General features: G+C 46.5%; 19 protein-coding genes. 17 read left to right on the top strand and 2 right to left on the bottom strand.

The annotated features are described in order from the left end of the window. Window positions 1-92: 92 nt before the first annotated feature. The 10 genes from PK654_RS22810 to PK654_RS22765 all read left to right on the top strand — a co-directional run bounded on the left by PK654_RS22810 (window position 93) and on the right by PK654_RS22765 (window position 6,871). Complete coding sequence (locus PK654_RS22810) at window positions 93-998, top strand: metal ABC transporter substrate-binding protein (protein ID WP_271699833.1); 906 nt, start codon at window positions 93-95, stop codon at window positions 996-998. Further along, a complete protein-coding gene (locus PK654_RS22805; RefSeq protein WP_271699832.1) occupies window positions 995-1,876 on the top strand; it encodes a metal ABC transporter ATP-binding protein in 882 nt (293 codons plus the stop codon). Before PK654_RS22810 ends, PK654_RS22805 begins: the two co-directional genes overlap by 4 nt. 2 nt (window positions 1,877-1,878) lie before the next feature. Next, window positions 1,879-2,754 carry a metal ABC transporter permease gene (locus PK654_RS22800; RefSeq protein WP_271699830.1) on the top strand — a complete coding sequence of 292 codons (876 nt, stop codon included), beginning with the start codon at window positions 1,879-1,881 and terminating at the stop codon, window positions 2,752-2,754. Next, on the top strand, window positions 2,751-3,605 hold the full coding sequence (locus tag PK654_RS22795; RefSeq protein WP_271699829.1) for a metal ABC transporter permease: 855 nt from the start codon (window positions 2,751-2,753) through the stop codon (window positions 3,603-3,605). Before PK654_RS22800 ends, PK654_RS22795 begins: the two co-directional genes overlap by 4 nt. 32 nt (window positions 3,606-3,637) lie before the next feature. Then, a complete protein-coding gene (locus PK654_RS22790) occupies window positions 3,638-3,985 on the top strand; it encodes a ribosome recycling factor family protein (protein WP_271699827.1) in 348 nt (115 codons plus the stop codon). 80 nt (window positions 3,986-4,065) lie between these two features. Beyond that, window positions 4,066-4,737: a DUF3047 domain-containing protein gene (locus PK654_RS22785; protein WP_271699826.1), complete on the top strand. Its 672-nt coding sequence runs from the start codon at window positions 4,066-4,068 to the stop codon at window positions 4,735-4,737. A gap of 74 nt (window positions 4,738-4,811) precedes the next feature. Beyond that, window positions 4,812-5,165, top strand: coding sequence for a tRNA-binding protein (locus PK654_RS22780; RefSeq protein WP_271699825.1), 354 nt, complete (start codon window positions 4,812-4,814; stop codon window positions 5,163-5,165). Between the two features lie 276 nt (window positions 5,166-5,441). Next, window positions 5,442-5,786, top strand: a complete 345-nt coding sequence (locus tag PK654_RS22775) for a DUF952 domain-containing protein (protein WP_271699824.1) — start codon at window positions 5,442-5,444, stop codon at window positions 5,784-5,786. A 70-nt stretch (window positions 5,787-5,856) separates the two neighbouring features. Further along, entirely contained in the window at window positions 5,857-6,219 is a 363-nt protein-coding gene (locus tag PK654_RS22770; protein WP_271699822.1) for a GFA family protein, read from the top strand. Further along, on the top strand, window positions 6,212-6,871 hold the full coding sequence (locus PK654_RS22765; RefSeq protein WP_271699820.1) for an esterase/lipase family protein: 660 nt from the start codon (window positions 6,212-6,214) through the stop codon (window positions 6,869-6,871). Before PK654_RS22770 ends, PK654_RS22765 begins: the two co-directional genes overlap by 8 nt. Here PK654_RS22765 and PK654_RS22760 read toward each other — a convergent pair. Further along, entirely contained in the window at window positions 6,868-7,224 is a 357-nt protein-coding gene (locus PK654_RS22760; protein ID WP_271699818.1) for a hypothetical protein, read from the bottom strand. The genes PK654_RS22765 and PK654_RS22760 overlap by 4 nt on opposite strands. A 172-nt stretch (window positions 7,225-7,396) precedes the next feature. Here PK654_RS22760 and PK654_RS22755 point away from each other — a divergent pair, with 172 nt between their 5' ends. Next, entirely contained in the window at window positions 7,397-8,299 is a 903-nt protein-coding gene (locus PK654_RS22755) for a L,D-transpeptidase family protein (RefSeq protein ID WP_271699816.1), read from the top strand. Between the two features lie 32 nt (window positions 8,300-8,331). Here PK654_RS22755 and PK654_RS22750 read toward each other — a convergent pair whose 3' ends face one another. Beyond that, on the bottom strand, window positions 8,332-8,625 hold the full coding sequence (locus tag PK654_RS22750; RefSeq protein ID WP_271699814.1) for an Lpp/OprI family alanine-zipper lipoprotein: 294 nt from the start codon (window positions 8,623-8,625) through the stop codon (window positions 8,332-8,334). A 268-nt stretch (window positions 8,626-8,893) separates the two neighbouring features. Between PK654_RS22750 and PK654_RS22745 the strand changes: the two genes are divergently transcribed. The 6 genes from PK654_RS22745 (at window position 8,894) to PK654_RS22720 (ending at window position 14,021) form a co-directional block, all read left to right on the top strand. Next, window positions 8,894-10,243, top strand: coding sequence for a DEAD/DEAH box helicase (locus PK654_RS22745; RefSeq protein ID WP_271699812.1), 1,350 nt, complete (start codon window positions 8,894-8,896; stop codon window positions 10,241-10,243). A gap of 290 nt (window positions 10,244-10,533) precedes the next feature. After that, entirely contained in the window at window positions 10,534-10,743 is a 210-nt protein-coding gene (locus PK654_RS22740; protein WP_271699810.1) for a hypothetical protein, read from the top strand. Between the two features lie 127 nt (window positions 10,744-10,870). Further along, a complete protein-coding gene (locus tag PK654_RS22735; RefSeq protein ID WP_271699808.1) occupies window positions 10,871-11,821 on the top strand; it encodes an ADP-ribosylglycohydrolase family protein in 951 nt (316 codons plus the stop codon). Between the two features lie 155 nt (window positions 11,822-11,976). Further along, window positions 11,977-12,627 carry an LON peptidase substrate-binding domain-containing protein gene (locus tag PK654_RS22730; protein WP_271699807.1) on the top strand — a complete coding sequence of 217 codons (651 nt, stop codon included), beginning with the start codon at window positions 11,977-11,979 and terminating at the stop codon, window positions 12,625-12,627. 58 nt (window positions 12,628-12,685) lie between these two features. Continuing rightward, the gene (locus PK654_RS22725) at window positions 12,686-13,324 is read left to right on the top strand and encodes a sigma-70 family RNA polymerase sigma factor (protein ID WP_271699805.1); all 639 of its coding nucleotides are present in this window, start codon (window positions 12,686-12,688) and stop codon (window positions 13,322-13,324) included. Next, on the top strand, window positions 13,317-14,021 hold the full coding sequence (locus PK654_RS22720; protein WP_271699804.1) for a ChrR family anti-sigma-E factor: 705 nt from the start codon (window positions 13,317-13,319) through the stop codon (window positions 14,019-14,021). The genes PK654_RS22725 and PK654_RS22720 overlap by 8 nt, the downstream gene beginning before the upstream one ends. The last annotated feature ends 22 nt before the right edge of the window (window positions 14,022-14,043 follow it).

Below are 14,043 nucleotides of genomic sequence, written 5' to 3'. Positions count from 1 at the left end.
GCCGTTATATTTAGAGGAAATCACTAAAATATAGTTGCAAATGATAATTATTATCATTTAATATGAAAGAGAACTCATTCAGGGAATTTATCATGGGCACTCTTTTTTACCCCTCTTCTTTCTGTAAGCCGCGTAACTGGCTTTTTATTATCTGTCTTTTTCTCTCATTTAATACCAGTGCCAAGCTAAAAGTGGTTACCACTTTCACTATTATTCAGGATATGACGCAGAACGTTGCCGGTGAGGCGGCGGATGTGGTTTCTATTACCAAAGCGGGTGCTGAGATTCATGACTATCAGCCAACCCCGAAAGATATTGTTAAAGCTCAGTCTGCCGATCTGATTCTATGGAACGGTATGAATCTGGAGCGCTGGTTTGAAAAATTCTTCCATAATCTGTCTGGTGTTCCTTCTGCTGTGCTGACGGAAGGTATTGAGCCTCTCTCCATCTATTCCGGCCCGTATCAGGGGAAACCAAACCCTCATGCGTGGATGTCGGCCAGTAATGCCTTGATCTATATCGAAAACATACGTAAAGCCCTGACGGAGCACGACCCGGGTAATGCCGCAATTTATCGCCGTAATGCAAAACAGTATTCAGAAAAAATCACCCAGTTAGCAGAGCAGGTCAGGCAGGGGCTTTCCCATATTCCTCAGCAGAAGCGCTGGCTGGTCTCCAGTGAAGGTGCTTTTAGTTATCTGGCCAGAGATCTCAACTTCTCTGAAGCCTTTCTCTGGCCGATTAATGCGGATCGTCAGGGCTCGCCGAAGCAGGTGAAGAAGCTGATCGATAAGGTGAAAGATAACCAAATCTCTGTGATTTTCAGCGAAAGTACCGTTTCTGATCGCGCGGCTAAACAGGTCGCCAGAGAAACGGGCATCAAGTATGGCGGTGTTCTTTATGTTGATTCACTATCTGAGCCGGCCGGCGCCGTACCTACTTATCTCGATCTACTACAAGTGACAACCGAGACTATCCGCAGGGGGTATCAGCAATGAACAGTGAGCAGGCAGTACTTGAGTCCAGACAAGTCAGCGTGGTTTACAACAACGGCTTTACCGCTATCGAGAATGTGAACTTCTCCCTATCAGCAGGTACCGTGTGTGCGCTTGTCGGCATTAATGGTGGCGGTAAATCAACCCTGTTTAAAAGCATTATGGGGCTGGTCAGGCTGAGCCGCGGAGAGATAAGCATTCTGGGTAAACCGGTTCAGTCAGCCCTTAAGCAGAATCTGGTCGCTTACGTTCCCCAGAGTGAAGATATTGACTGGGATTTTCCTATATTGGTGCGGGAAGTCGTGATGCAGGGGCGCTATGGTTTTATGGGTTTTTTAAAGCGTGCCAGCCTGAAGGATAAACAAATAGTTAATAAAGCCATGGAGAGAATGGGGATTGCTCATCTGGCGGAGCGTCAGATTGGCGAGTTGTCCGGTGGACAGAAAAAGCGGGTTTTTCTGGCACGGGCTCTGGCTCAGCAAAGCCAGATTATCTTGTTAGATGAACCTTTTACCGGTGTCGATTTTACTACCGAAGACGCCATAATGGCTTTGCTTCAGGAGCTCCGTGAAGCCGGACATCTTATTCTGGTATCCACCCATAATCTGGGTAGTGTTCCTGATTATTGTGATGATGTGATTCTAATCAACCGCACCATAGTGGCCAGCGGCACGGTTGAGCAGGCGTTTACCCAGCATAATCTGGAAGTGACATTTGGTGGTGTGCTGAAACAGGTGGGTATTTCCGGCGATACCCTGCATACCGATGATGATGATCGCACCGTGGTGATTTTGTCAGATCATGAAAAACCAGCGGTTTTTTATGGTAAGGAGCAGCAAAACAGTCAGCTGGTTAAAGAACGTGAAAGGACGGAGGTTTAGTGATGCTGGATACTCTGCTGGAACCGTTCAGTTATCAATATATGCAAAATGCCCTGTTTGCCAGTGCCATAGTCGGGGCGGTCTGCGCATTTCTTTCCGCGTATCTGGTCCTTAAAGGCTGGTCGCTTATAGGGGATGCACTGTCGCACTCAGTGGTGCCTGGTGTAGCTGTTGCTTACAGCATGGGGTTACCACTCTCCGTAGGTGCTTTTTTTGCCGGTTTTCTTGCTGCGGGCAGTATGGCGTTAATTAAACAACTATCTCACCTTAAAGAAGATGCGGTGATCGGGCTGGTGTTTACCAGTTTTTTCGCTCTCGGCCTGCTGATTATTTCCCTCAACCCAACCTCCATTAATATTCAGGCGGTGATTTTCGGCAATATCCTGATGATCAGTCAGAGTGAGCTGTACCAGATAGTGATTATCTCATTGCTGACTTTTGTCACTCTTGGATTGGTGTGGAAGTCCTTGTTGCTGGTGTTTTTTGATGAGAATCAGGCAGCGGCAAGCGGATTATGGGTAACGGGTTATAAGCTGCTGTTTTTTACCTTGTTGAGTGCCTGTACCGTTGCTTCTCTGCAGGCGGTAGGCGCCTTGCTGGTGATAGCTATGGTGATTATTCCTGGTGCTACGGCTTATATGCTGAGCGACAGGTTTGGGGCTATCTTGTTTCTCTCTACCTTTATGGGGGCAGTGACAGGTGCTGCCGGAGTATATATCAGCTATCTTTACGACAGTTCAGCCGGCGGTTTGATTGTGCTTTGTCAGATATTGCTGTTTACCTTAGCCTTCCTGTTTGCTCCTAAGTATGGATTGCTCCCTGTCCGGTTTCATTCCGTCTCCTTAGTACACAGTGAACGCAAGGAGAAAATCGTATGATCTGGTTAACTGAACCCCTGCAATACCCGTTTATGCAGAGTGCCCTGATAACCGGCCTTGCGGTAAGTATTGTTTGTGCGCTGCTTTCCTGCTATCTGGTGCTGAAAGGCTGGTCGCTGATGGGCGATGCCATTTCCCATGCGGTTCTTCCCGGTGTGGTTCTCTCTTCGCTATTTGCCATTCCTCTGTTTATCGGCGCATTTACTTCCGGTCTGGCCTGCGCCGTGCTTACCGGTTACATAAAGGAACATAGCCGCCTTAAAGAAGATACGGTGATGGGTATTGTTTTCTCCGGCATGTTTGCTATCGGTCTGGTGATGTTTACTCATGTAGAGACTGATCAGCATCTTATGCATATCTTGTTCGGCAATATTCTCGGGATCCCTGAAGATCTTATGTGGCAGACTTTGGCGGTTTGTGCTGCCGTTGCGGTAACGACACTGCTTTTCTACAAAGACTTGTTGATGGTCTGTTTTGATAAAAGTCATGCACGTGTTGTCGGCCTGAATATCCGCGCGTTGCACTATCTGCTGCTGATTTTGATTGCGTTAGTGACCGTTGCCGCGATTCAGGTTGTTGGTGTGGTGTTGGTGGTGGCGATGTTAGTGGGGCCGGGGGTAGTGGCGCTTATGCTCTGCCGCCGCTTTGAAGTTATGATGCTGGTGGCGACTCTGGTTTCCGTATTCTCAACACTGGCCGGCGTGGTGATCAGCTATCATATCGATGGTTCCACCAGTGCCTGTATTGTACTGGTGCAGGCAACGCTATTTATTACTGCCTTTAGCGGAAAGCAGCTTAGCCCGATAAAAAATATGGCCGGATTGAAGGTGAATGTTGCTGATAAAGCGTAAACAGCGGTTAGCGCTTATGATACAGTCAGGCCATGATATCGATTCAACTCAACAGTTTTGTCCATCGGGTGGCAGACAAACAGGCCTTTATCGCTTTAGCGCAAAGCAATGGCTGTAAAATTCATCGTATCCGCCGTTCAAGAAACTGGCGTTTATCCGGTACTGAACAGCAGTTAAATCATCTGAAAAATCTTATTCCCGCAGAAGCGGATCGCTGGATTCGTCTGGCAGTGGAAAAAGCACTGCCGGTGACTTTTCTTTCTCCTGCCGATTATATTCAAAAACACCCCAACACGACTTTAAATCAACTGGTTAAAGAGACGGGTTGCACCGTGGCTGAAGCGAGAAAGGCAATCGATAGTTACGAACTGCTTGATTAAGCTGCTGATTCTGCTTACGTTTAAGTAGGGTCTATGTACTCATCAGTTGTGCTTTTATGCTATTTCTCACAGGAGAGAATATGTTCCGTACGGTTGCCACACTCTGTTTAGCTCTGCCTGCATTGATTGTCAGCGCACAGGAGCGAGTTAATGTATCTCAGTTTAGCCAGAATGATTTAAGCCGCTGGAAAGAGAAAGAGTTCAATGGTGCAACGGATTATCAGATTATCCGTCAGCAGGATCAGTTTGTGTTAAAGGCAACCAGCCGGCAAAGTGCTTCAATTCTGGCTTTGGAAGAGAAGGTTGATCTGCTGAAAACGCCTTATATTAACTGGAGCTGGAAAATTGAGAATCAAATGTCGCCGCTGAATGAGCGCATCAAAAGTGGTGATGACTACTCTGCCCGCCTCTACGTTGTGATAGGCAGTAGCTGGGCGATATGGAATACCCGTACCCTGAATTATGTCTGGTCGAGCAATCAACCTAAAGGTTCTAAATGGAACAACGCTTATGCCGGTGAGAAAGCCAAAATGATGGCTGTCCGCGGTGAAAGTGATGCATTGAACATGTGGTTCAGCGAAAAAAGAAATCTCTATCAGGATCTGATTCAGGTATTCGGTGATAAAGGCAGTGAAGAAGAAAACCGCGACGCCTACCGCTATATTGATGCCATCGCCATTATGACCGACAGTGACGACAGCAAACAGAATGCAACGGCTTACTACGGCGATATTATTTTTACCGATAATTAGACGTTAAGCCTGTTCCGGCCTTAATCTATTTGATAGTTTACTTCTGAATTATTTATTTAAATCAGAGGTATAGTATGACTCCTGCACCAATTAAAGAACTAATTACATTTGATGACTTTGCTAAGCTGGATATCCGGGTCGGCACTATTGTCTCTGTTACTGAGGTAGCAAAATCAGACAAACTGATGAAACTGACGGTAGATTTTGGCGATCATCAACGCTCAATTCTGGCCGGTATCAAACAGGAGCGGGACAATCCACAGGAGATAGAAGGCAAGCAGGCGCTATTTGTGGTTAACCTTCCTGAAAGAAAAATGGCTGGTGAGTTGTCACAGGGGATGCTGTTTGATATCGGTTACGAAGATAAGGTAACGCCGGTTCTGGCAATGCCTGAAGCCCCTGTTCCTGACGGCAGCCGTGCCGGTTAATAGCAATATACCCAAGTAACCTCAAGATGCTTTTTCAGCGAGAATATATTGGCTTCTGATCAAGGCACTGATTTGAAGCCATAGTCATTCTACGGTTAGAATCAGTAACACAGAGCAGGAGCCAATATAACTCGCCCTTGGGGAGCGCATCAATGCGCCCATTTCTGTGTCAGATAACTTTGAAAGGGAGTGCCATTCCTACAGTTATCTTCCTTGAACTGAACACCTTGATGCAGCTCTGAATACTGCATCTTGAGGTCACTTGGGTATATACCAATGAAAAAAGTTTACCATCTGATTGATCACGCCTCCCTGAACAGAGCCAGAGAAACCGGAGAGCACAGCCCGGCTTCCCTTACTGAAGAGGGTTTTGTCCATCTGGCTTACCGGGAGCAATTGACGTTTGTTATTAAACACTTTCTGGCCGGACAGAAGGGGATATGGCTACTTGAACTGGATAAAGAGAAGTTAAAGGGCGAGTTAATCGATGAAGCACCTGCGGGTATTGAAGATAACGGTCAGCTTTACCCCCATTTGTATGCGCCTTTGAATATCTCTGCAATGCAGAGGTGTTGGGAGCTGCAAATCACTGCTGACGGAGAGTGTGAACTGCCGGTTTAAACAACAGGTTATTTACACTGTAAAATGATTTAGTACCGCCACACTTTTTATACGTCTTAAGGAGAGAGATATGTTTAAAGCTCAATGCCATTGCGGAAATGTACAACTGTCAGTTGAGCAACTTCCGCAAACCCTGACCAGTTGTAACTGTTCTGTATGCCGTCGTTATGCCACCTTGTGGGGTTACTACAGTGTATCTGAAGTTGAACTTTCATTAGGGGGCGAAGGCGTTGGCTCATATCAGTGGGGGGACGGTTATATTAAGTTTCATCACTGTCGTCGCTGCGGATGTATTACCCATTACACTTCTACTGAGAAGTCTCCGGTTAAAAAGGTGGCGATAAACTTCAGAATGTCTGAACCGGAACAGATATCCGCCATTCCTGTGCGAAAATTTGATGGTGCTAAGACGTGGGAATATCTGGATGAGTAGACCTCAGGATTATGTTGTGTTGCTACATGGGCTGGCGCGAACCCGTCGCAGTTTCTGGCGTATGGAAAGGGTGCTGAACCGTAGTGGTTTTCGGGTGGTAAATGTTAATTATCCCTCTACCAGATACCCGATTGAAGTTCTGGCTGATGATGCCATTTCTGCTGCCCTTAGTCAGTGTCAGGGAGCGCAACGGGTGCATTTTGTTACTCACTCTATGGGGGGCATATTGCTCAGGCAATATCTCTCTCAAAAACCAATTGAGAACCTGGGTCGAGTGGTTATGTTGGGGCCGCCCAATCAAGGCAGTGAAATCGTTGATGTTTTAGGTGGGGTGCCCGGTTTTAAGCTGATCAATGGCCCGGCCGGATTGCAACTGGGCACATCAGAGCATAGCGTGCCAAACAGGCTGGGTGATGCTGACTTTGAGTTAGGGGTGATTGCCGGTAGCCGTACCGTGAACTTATTACTCTCCCGCCTGCTGCCTAAACCCAACGATGGCAAAGTTTCTCTTCAGAGTACCCGCTTAAAAGGTATGAAAGCTCATCTGGTGTTGCCGGTGACTCACTCTTTTATGATGCAGAACCGCAAGGTCATTGAGCAATCCATTCACTTTCTGCAAAAAGGTGCATTTCTCAGCGCTGGCAGCCCTTAATTCAGCTTAATGTTCTGTTTAGCACGTTTTACGGCTCTTTGATTGATCTGGTGCTGGGTGAACTCATGTTCATCTATTACTTGGTTGCTATCAAAATCCAGCTGTTCAAAAGAGGGCTTGTTTGGTTTGTAATGGGCGCCACCCAGATTTAACTGCTTTATTCTGAAGTGACGCTCATGCTGAAAGCGCTCAAACTCTTCCTTTGAAATCTGACTGTCGTTATTAATATCGATATCACGAAATTGCGGCATGGAAATATTTGGCAGCTTATCGTCCTGTTGCACAGACGGTGAGTTCTGACAGACAGCGCTGGCTGAAAAGAGTAAACAGACGACTGATATCACTTTCTTCATATTTACCTAACTGACAGAACAGCACGACATATCAATTAAAATATACTATGTCTGTTGTTGTATAAACAAGATGATTGTATTAATTGTGAAACCGGGTTGAGTTGAGATAAAAGCGTAAGCGGGTTAGCCTTAAGACTGATGCTAGTTACTTTAACAAGGTTATAGATTCAGAATGTTATCCCGTTTGTTGCTAATGTTTAGTATGGTCACTGCTCTTCCTGTTTTGTCTGCAAGTTATCTGCTACCTGAAGACGGCAGTCAGATGGTCGGGCGTGTACAGCATCATGTGATAAAAAAGGGTGAAACTTTTGCCGTGCTGGCGACAGACTATGATGTTGGCTTGCTCTCCCTTATGGCTGCCAATAGAGGTATTGACCCGTTTCTTCCGCAGGAAGGTACTGTTCTTACTATTCCTTCCCGCTTTATTCTGCCCACAGAAGATCGCGAGGGCATTGTTATTAACCTCGCGGAACTGCGTCTCTATTACTTTGATAAAGATAAAAAACGGGTGCATATTTTCCCGGTCGGTATCGGCAGAATTGGCCGCGATACCCCGGAAATGAGCTCTTATATCAATGAGAAGATCCCCAACCCGACCTGGACACCGCCAAAATCCATTCGTGCTGAAATGCTGGCAAAAGGGATTGAACTGCCGGAAGTAGTGCCGGCAGGCCCTGAAAACCCGTTGGGTGAGTTTGCTCTCCGGTTAGCCCATGGTGCCGGTGATTACCTGATCCATGGCACCAACCACGATTTTGGTATTGGCCTTAGGGTAAGCTCCGGCTGTATCCGTATGGAGCCGGTTGATATTGAGTGGCTGTTTAGTCAGGTAAAACGTAAAGATAAGGTAAGAGTGGTCAATATTCCCGTTAAGGTGTCACTGGAACCTGATCGCAGCGTGTTTATGGAAGTACATGAACCTTTGACCAAAAGTAATGGTGAGCAGGATCCTCTGGTAATGCCTCAGGAGCTGGAGTGGTGGATGATGGAGTTTGATATCTCTATGACTAAGGCAAAAGCAGCATTGCTGGTTCAGAGTGGAGTGCCGATAGAAATAGCCGCTCCGGCCTTATGACGGGAGCGGCTATTGTAGCTCAACAAAATCTATTACTTAGTGTAAGACTGGGCAATATTGTCGATTCGCTCGTTAGCGCGGATCGCTTCTTCCTGAGCTGAGAAAGCACTTTCCTGAGCGGCTGTTGCTGCTTTTTGTGCTTCAAGCGCTTTCATATCTGTACGGGACTGGCTCTGTCTCAGGGAAGCCACTTCACGACTAAGTTGATCGATTTTACCGTTAAGGGCGCTGATCTGGCTCATGGTTTCTTCATCAGGGCCAGAAGCACAACCGGACAACAGAACTACAGAACTGATACCAGCTGCCAACAATACTTTTTTATTCATTTGAACTCCTTGTTCCTTGCATATAACTCTGCATTCATAGTGTAGCCCAATATAGTCCGATCAATAGAACAATCAATATCTTGAGCTCAATAATCTGAACAAAGATTGAAGTATCTCAATAAAGCGTGGTGTGGTTGTGAAATTTAACACAGAGGTTAGCGGAGTTTCCCTAAAGATAAGCTTGCCTGAGATTACGGATTTTCTAGCCTGAACAGGCTTTTCACGCTATCATAGCGGGCTATTTTTTCCCCGTATTGACCATCAGAAGTTGGAGCACACTTTGCAGTTTAAAGAATTAGGCCTTGATAACCGCCTGCTTAAAAACCTGAATCACTTTGCGTTTCAGAAAGCAACAGACATACAACAGCAGGCAATTCCCGTTGCCATTGCTGGTAAAGATCTGCTGGCGTCATCAAAAACAGGCTCTGGTAAGACTCTGGCTTTTGTTTTGCCAATGCTGCATAAGGCACTGAAAACAAAATCATTTTCAGCACGTGACCCACGGGCTGTTATTCTGGCTCCCACCCGTGAGCTGGCTAAACAGGTATATGGTGAACTACGCAGCATGCTGGGTGGGCTCTCGTATACTGGTGCCCTGATTGTCGGCGGTGAAAATTTTAATGATCAGGTAAAAGCGCTGCGTAAATACCCTAAATTTATTGTTGCGACTCCGGGACGCCTTGCTGATCATCTGGAACATCGCTCACTGTTTTTAGATGGTCTGGATACCCTGATTCTGGATGAAGCTGACCGTATGCTGGATCTCGGCTTTGCCCCTGAACTAAGACGCATCCATAAAGCGGCAAAACACCGTCGCCGCCAGACTCTGATGTTCTCGGCAACACTTGAACATACTGAGGTGATCAATATCGCTATGGAGATGTTGAATGATCCTAAGCGCATCACTATTGGTTCAGCCAGCGCAGAGCATAAGGATATTCAGCAATCTTTCTATCTTTGTGACCATCTGGATCATAAAGAAGCGATTCTGGACAGAATCATAGAGCAGGCCGAATACCGTCAGGTGATTATCTTTACTGCTACGCGATCAGATACAGAGAGACTGACTAAGGTTCTGAACGAGAAAAAACTCAAAGCGATGGCACTTAGCGGTGATCTGAACCAGAGCCAGCGTAATACCATTATGAGCCAGTTTGAGCGTGCGGTATTTAAGATTCTGGTGACTACGGATATCGCATCCCGAGGGCTGGATATCTCAAACGTTACTCATGTAATCAACTTTGACATGCCAAAGCATACAGAAGAGTATGTTCACCGTGTAGGCCGTACCGGTCGTGCAGGCAACAAGGGAACCGCTATTTCTCTGGTAGGCCCGAAAGACTGGGATAGCTTTAAACGTATTGAAACCTTCCTGCATCAGGATATTCAGTTCTCTGAACTGGAAGGGCTGAAAGGTAAATTTAAAGGCCTTAAGCCGCGCAAACCGGGCTCTAAAGGAAAAGGCAAACCACAAGATAAGAAGAAGCAACAGGCTAAGAAAGTGGCTAAAAAGCCGGTTAAACGGGACAGCAGCTTCTACAAGAATGTTTCAGTGGGTGATGATGTGTTTATTCCTAAAAAGAAACCGTCAAAGCCTGCCCCGTCTTCCGACGAGTAGTTTGAGCGTACATAATTTCTAAAGCAGGCTGACATTGTTCAGCCTGTTTTTTTATCGGCTTAACTTTTTCTATCGACTCAAAATAAAAAATACCGAACACAAACACGCATAAATCCGTCTATGGGGCTCTGCCGCGCCATCTCTGGCGCGGAGGGTTTGTTTATCGCTATTTCCCCGATGACAAGATCTGAAGCACAGTTAAAATCGGTTATTTAGCTATTCAGGCTGTTCATATTAGATTCATACCGGTTTCTGTATACTTCTTGCTATCGTAAACAAAGAGGTGTTTTATGAATCGAATTGTTCTATCTGTACTGGCGATCTTTACCGGTCTGTTTGCTCTTGTTTTCAGCATGATTATGTTTATTCCGCTGACAATCGCGGCTCTGATTACAGGTAAGAAGATGCAGAGCCAACTGCGCAGGCAGTATGGCACAGCCCCTTCAGAAAGTGTTATTGAAGGTGAATATCAGGATATTTCTGATAAAAAGAGTGTATAACGGCGACACTGCAAAAACGGCAATGGCAGAAGGTATATGTCGCTAATTCATATCAGATAAGACTATACTATACTGGTTCTCATTAGTTGTTTGATTTGACGCACTTTCTGTGCGTAACGGAGAACCTATGCCTCAGACTTTAATGCACAGCCGTGCTCACAATATGCTGCTTGGAGCCCTGGTGGGCGATGCTGCCTCAATGGGATTCCATTGGCTTTACGATCAAGAGCAGATCAAAGCTGTTGCAGGTGACAATGTCACCTTTAGATCACCTAATCGCTCCGACTATCAGGACAAGGGCTACTTTGCCCATGAGGGCAAAAGAGCCGGTCAGCCTTCTCAGTACGGTGCCCAGTTATTAAGTATGGTTGACTCTATTGCCCGTACCGGCCGGTTTGATCTGCCGGACTATATGCAGTCATTCCGGGAATGGTTTGATTATGGCGGTAAGTGGGTGGGCTATATCGACCATCCGACCAAAACCACACTGCAAAATATCGCCAAAGCAGAAGAGTTTGAACAACCACTCACCTTATGTGGCGCTGATGATCAGCAACTTCCGGCACTGTCCAGACTTCCTGCCTTAATCGCAAGGCACTATGCCGATGAGCAGCTTAATGAGCAGGTTGAGTCAGCGGTTCGGGCCACCAACAATAACCAGTTTGCCGTTGATTGCGCTTTGGTTGTGACTGATATTCTCTGTTCAGTGTTGCAGGGTGTTTCTCCGGCTGATGCGGTGACGAAAGCAAGAGCTATCGCCGGTGGTAAAGTGTTGGAGAAGATGGACGAAGCCATTTCCCTTAGCCAGTTAAGCAGCGAAAAAGTGGCGCAACAACTTGGAATGCACTGTGACTTAGATGCGGCCTTCGGGGTAATAATCCATATCCTGTCCACCAGTAAAGATTACCTGCAGGCCATAACCACTAATATTCTTTGCGGCGGAGATAACTGCGGAAGATCTATTATTCTCGGGGCAGCTTTTGGCGCTTGCAGTGAAACCGGCAGTAAGAGTGATATTCCGGCTGAATGGATCGCTAAGTCAGAACTTCCGGCAACCTTATATTGTTGCGCCGGTTAAATTAAACTAGTAGAAGCAAATGCGATCGGTTAATCCGGTCGCTTTTTCCATATGGCTGGCCTCTTTGTCACACCTGTTAAAACAGCCTGGTGATCTAAGGTTCTGGTTGAATCGTATTATCAGTATCGATAGTACAATTGAGACAGCCAGCACTTATGTCAGATATAAAAGAGATTACCGATTGGAAAGTAGATAGGGATCTACATCAGTATCCGGTCTTTCCCCTGCCGATTTTTCTGCTTCCGGGCGGAATGCAGACATTACGTATTTTTGAGCCCAGATACCTTGCGATGATTGCTGACCTACACAACACACAGGGCTTTGTGGTCGCCCTTTACCACAGAGACAAACGCGGTGTTCTGCCCGGTTGGGGAACCTTTGTCACCATGGTCGATTTTGATCAGGGAGAAGACGGGATCCTGACCATTGATATTCAGGCAGAGCACCTTGTCAGTTTGTCTGGCTTTGAGTACCAACAGGATGGCTTACTCACTGCCGCGGCGGCGAAAATGCCTCACTGGTCTTCCGATTATGCCGAAGTTCTTCAGACTGAACTGGCGTTGCCGAAAGAAGCGATTCAGCATCAGCTCTCGACCCTGTTAAGAGAGATATTTGAATCTCACTCCCAGCTGGAAGATCTTTATAAGACTCAATATTTTGACTATTCTGAATGGGTATGCGCCCGGTTGCTTGAAATTGTTCCTTTGCCACTGAATGAGAAGGAAAAATTTGTTAACGAGCTGGATTATGGGCAGTTAATAAAACTCCTTGGAGAGATGTGTAAAAAAGAATCTGAAAAAAAGTGATCCTTTTGCTCTGCTTGTTCGTAATGGCTGTAGGGATATCAGAAAAGGTCAGATTCAGATGCAGCAATTTCAAGGACAAGTTGAACCTGTTTCGGGGGGAAGTCCCATTAGCAATATACCCTGCCAACAATCGCATCCGGAGTTGTCTCAGGATTTAACGCTGGTAGCAGAGCGTCAGGACAGGCAGGCCTTTACCCGTCTGTTTAAGTTTTTTGCTCCCAAAATTAAGCGGTTTGGCATAAAGCAGTACAACAACGAGAGTCAGGCCAATGAGCTGGTTCAGAACACCATGGCCAATGTGTGGAGAAAAGCGGCGCTGTTTAATCAGGAAAAAGGCGCGGCAACCACATGGATTTACAGTGTAATGCGTAACGCTTCTTTCGATATGTTGCGCAAGGCAAAGGGTCATACGGAGCAAAATCTCGGTGATGATATCTGGCCGCTGGAGCAGGCAATGGCAGACCGTGATGACCAGCAAGCGCTGTTTAAAGATCATCTGATGTCCAGACATTTGGAAAAACTGGTTGAAAGTCTGCCCGACGCTCAACGAGTCGTTGTACAAGGCGTCTATTTTCAGGAGCTGTCGCAGGAGCAACTGTCTCAGCAGCTTGGTGTACCCATAGGAACCATCAAGTCACGCTTACGTTTAGCTCTGGAAAAGATTCGGCAACAAATGGGAGAGCAGCATTATGATTAAATTTCACCCGACTCAGGCTCTGCTAAAGCAGTATGTCGAAGGCGATCTGCCGGCATCCGTTGCCGTGGTTGTTGCCAGCCATGTTGAGATGTGTTCTGAGTGCCAGAGCTCAGTTGCCCGAATGTCAGAACAAATTGCTAGTGAAGCGTTTGAAATGGAATCAGTTGGTAATGATTCTGTTCCGCCACAAGAGATTTTCTCAGCAGATATGTTGTCAGATCTGCAAGATGAGCAGGACTTGGATATGTTGGCGCAGATAATGGATTTACCCGTTGATGAGCAGGTAATGATGCCTGAATGTCCGGCAGAGCTGGATATAGCAGGAGAGCAAATTACCCTGCCAAGAGCCATTAACTCTATCCCAATGGCGGAATGGAAAGGGATTGGCAAAATTTCCCGGGCACGCCTGAATCTCGATGACGAAGAGAGAAGAATGAGCCTGCTGCATATTGATAAAGGCGGAGCGGTTCCGGCTCATACTCATAAAGGCTTTGAAATTACCCTGCTGCTTCAGGGCAGCTTCAATGATGAGATGGGTGAGTACCAGCGCGGCGACTTTATCTGGCTGGATGGTGAACACACACATAACCCGGTGTCAGAACAAGGCTGCGTCTGTCTTACGGTGTCCAGTGATGCCCTTCACTTTACTCAGGGGGTCAGCCAGTTGTTTAATCCGTTGGGTAAGCTAATTTACTGAAATGGCTTTTAACTAAGTCTGA

This window comes from Vibrio sp. SCSIO 43137, from assembly GCF_028201475.1.
Classification (GTDB): Bacteria; Pseudomonadota; Gammaproteobacteria; order Enterobacterales; family Vibrionaceae; genus Vibrio.
Note: the sequence above shows the minus strand (reverse complement) of the source record. Positions and strands in the feature narration are given on the sequence as shown.

Coding starts and splice junctions, on each gene's coding strand:
- PK654_RS22810 (WP_271699833.1), top strand. CDS start 93: ATGGGCACTCTTTTTTACCCCTCTTCTTTCTGTAAGCCGCGTAACTGG.
- PK654_RS22805 (WP_271699832.1), top strand. CDS start 995: ATGAACAGTGAGCAGGCAGTACTTGAGTCCAGACAAGTCAGCGTGGTT.
- PK654_RS22800 (WP_271699830.1), top strand. CDS start 1,879: ATGCTGGATACTCTGCTGGAACCGTTCAGTTATCAATATATGCAAAAT.
- PK654_RS22795 (WP_271699829.1), top strand. CDS start 2,751: ATGATCTGGTTAACTGAACCCCTGCAATACCCGTTTATGCAGAGTGCC.
- PK654_RS22790 (WP_271699827.1), top strand. CDS start 3,638: ATGATATCGATTCAACTCAACAGTTTTGTCCATCGGGTGGCAGACAAA.
- PK654_RS22785 (WP_271699826.1), top strand. CDS start 4,066: ATGTTCCGTACGGTTGCCACACTCTGTTTAGCTCTGCCTGCATTGATT.
- PK654_RS22780 (WP_271699825.1), top strand. CDS start 4,812: ATGACTCCTGCACCAATTAAAGAACTAATTACATTTGATGACTTTGCT.
- PK654_RS22775 (WP_271699824.1), top strand. CDS start 5,442: ATGAAAAAAGTTTACCATCTGATTGATCACGCCTCCCTGAACAGAGCC.
- PK654_RS22770 (WP_271699822.1), top strand. CDS start 5,857: ATGTTTAAAGCTCAATGCCATTGCGGAAATGTACAACTGTCAGTTGAG.
- PK654_RS22765 (WP_271699820.1), top strand. CDS start 6,212: ATGAGTAGACCTCAGGATTATGTTGTGTTGCTACATGGGCTGGCGCGA.
- PK654_RS22760 (WP_271699818.1), bottom strand. CDS start 7,224: ATGAAGAAAGTGATATCAGTCGTCTGTTTACTCTTTTCAGCCAGCGCT.
- PK654_RS22755 (WP_271699816.1), top strand. CDS start 7,397: ATGTTATCCCGTTTGTTGCTAATGTTTAGTATGGTCACTGCTCTTCCT.
- PK654_RS22750 (WP_271699814.1), bottom strand. CDS start 8,625: ATGAATAAAAAAGTATTGTTGGCAGCTGGTATCAGTTCTGTAGTTCTG.
- PK654_RS22740 (WP_271699810.1), top strand. CDS start 10,534: ATGAATCGAATTGTTCTATCTGTACTGGCGATCTTTACCGGTCTGTTT.
- PK654_RS22735 (WP_271699808.1), top strand. CDS start 10,871: ATGCCTCAGACTTTAATGCACAGCCGTGCTCACAATATGCTGCTTGGA.
- PK654_RS22730 (WP_271699807.1), top strand. CDS start 11,977: ATGTCAGATATAAAAGAGATTACCGATTGGAAAGTAGATAGGGATCTA.
- PK654_RS22725 (WP_271699805.1), top strand. CDS start 12,686: ATGCAGCAATTTCAAGGACAAGTTGAACCTGTTTCGGGGGGAAGTCCC.
- PK654_RS22720 (WP_271699804.1), top strand. CDS start 13,317: ATGATTAAATTTCACCCGACTCAGGCTCTGCTAAAGCAGTATGTCGAA.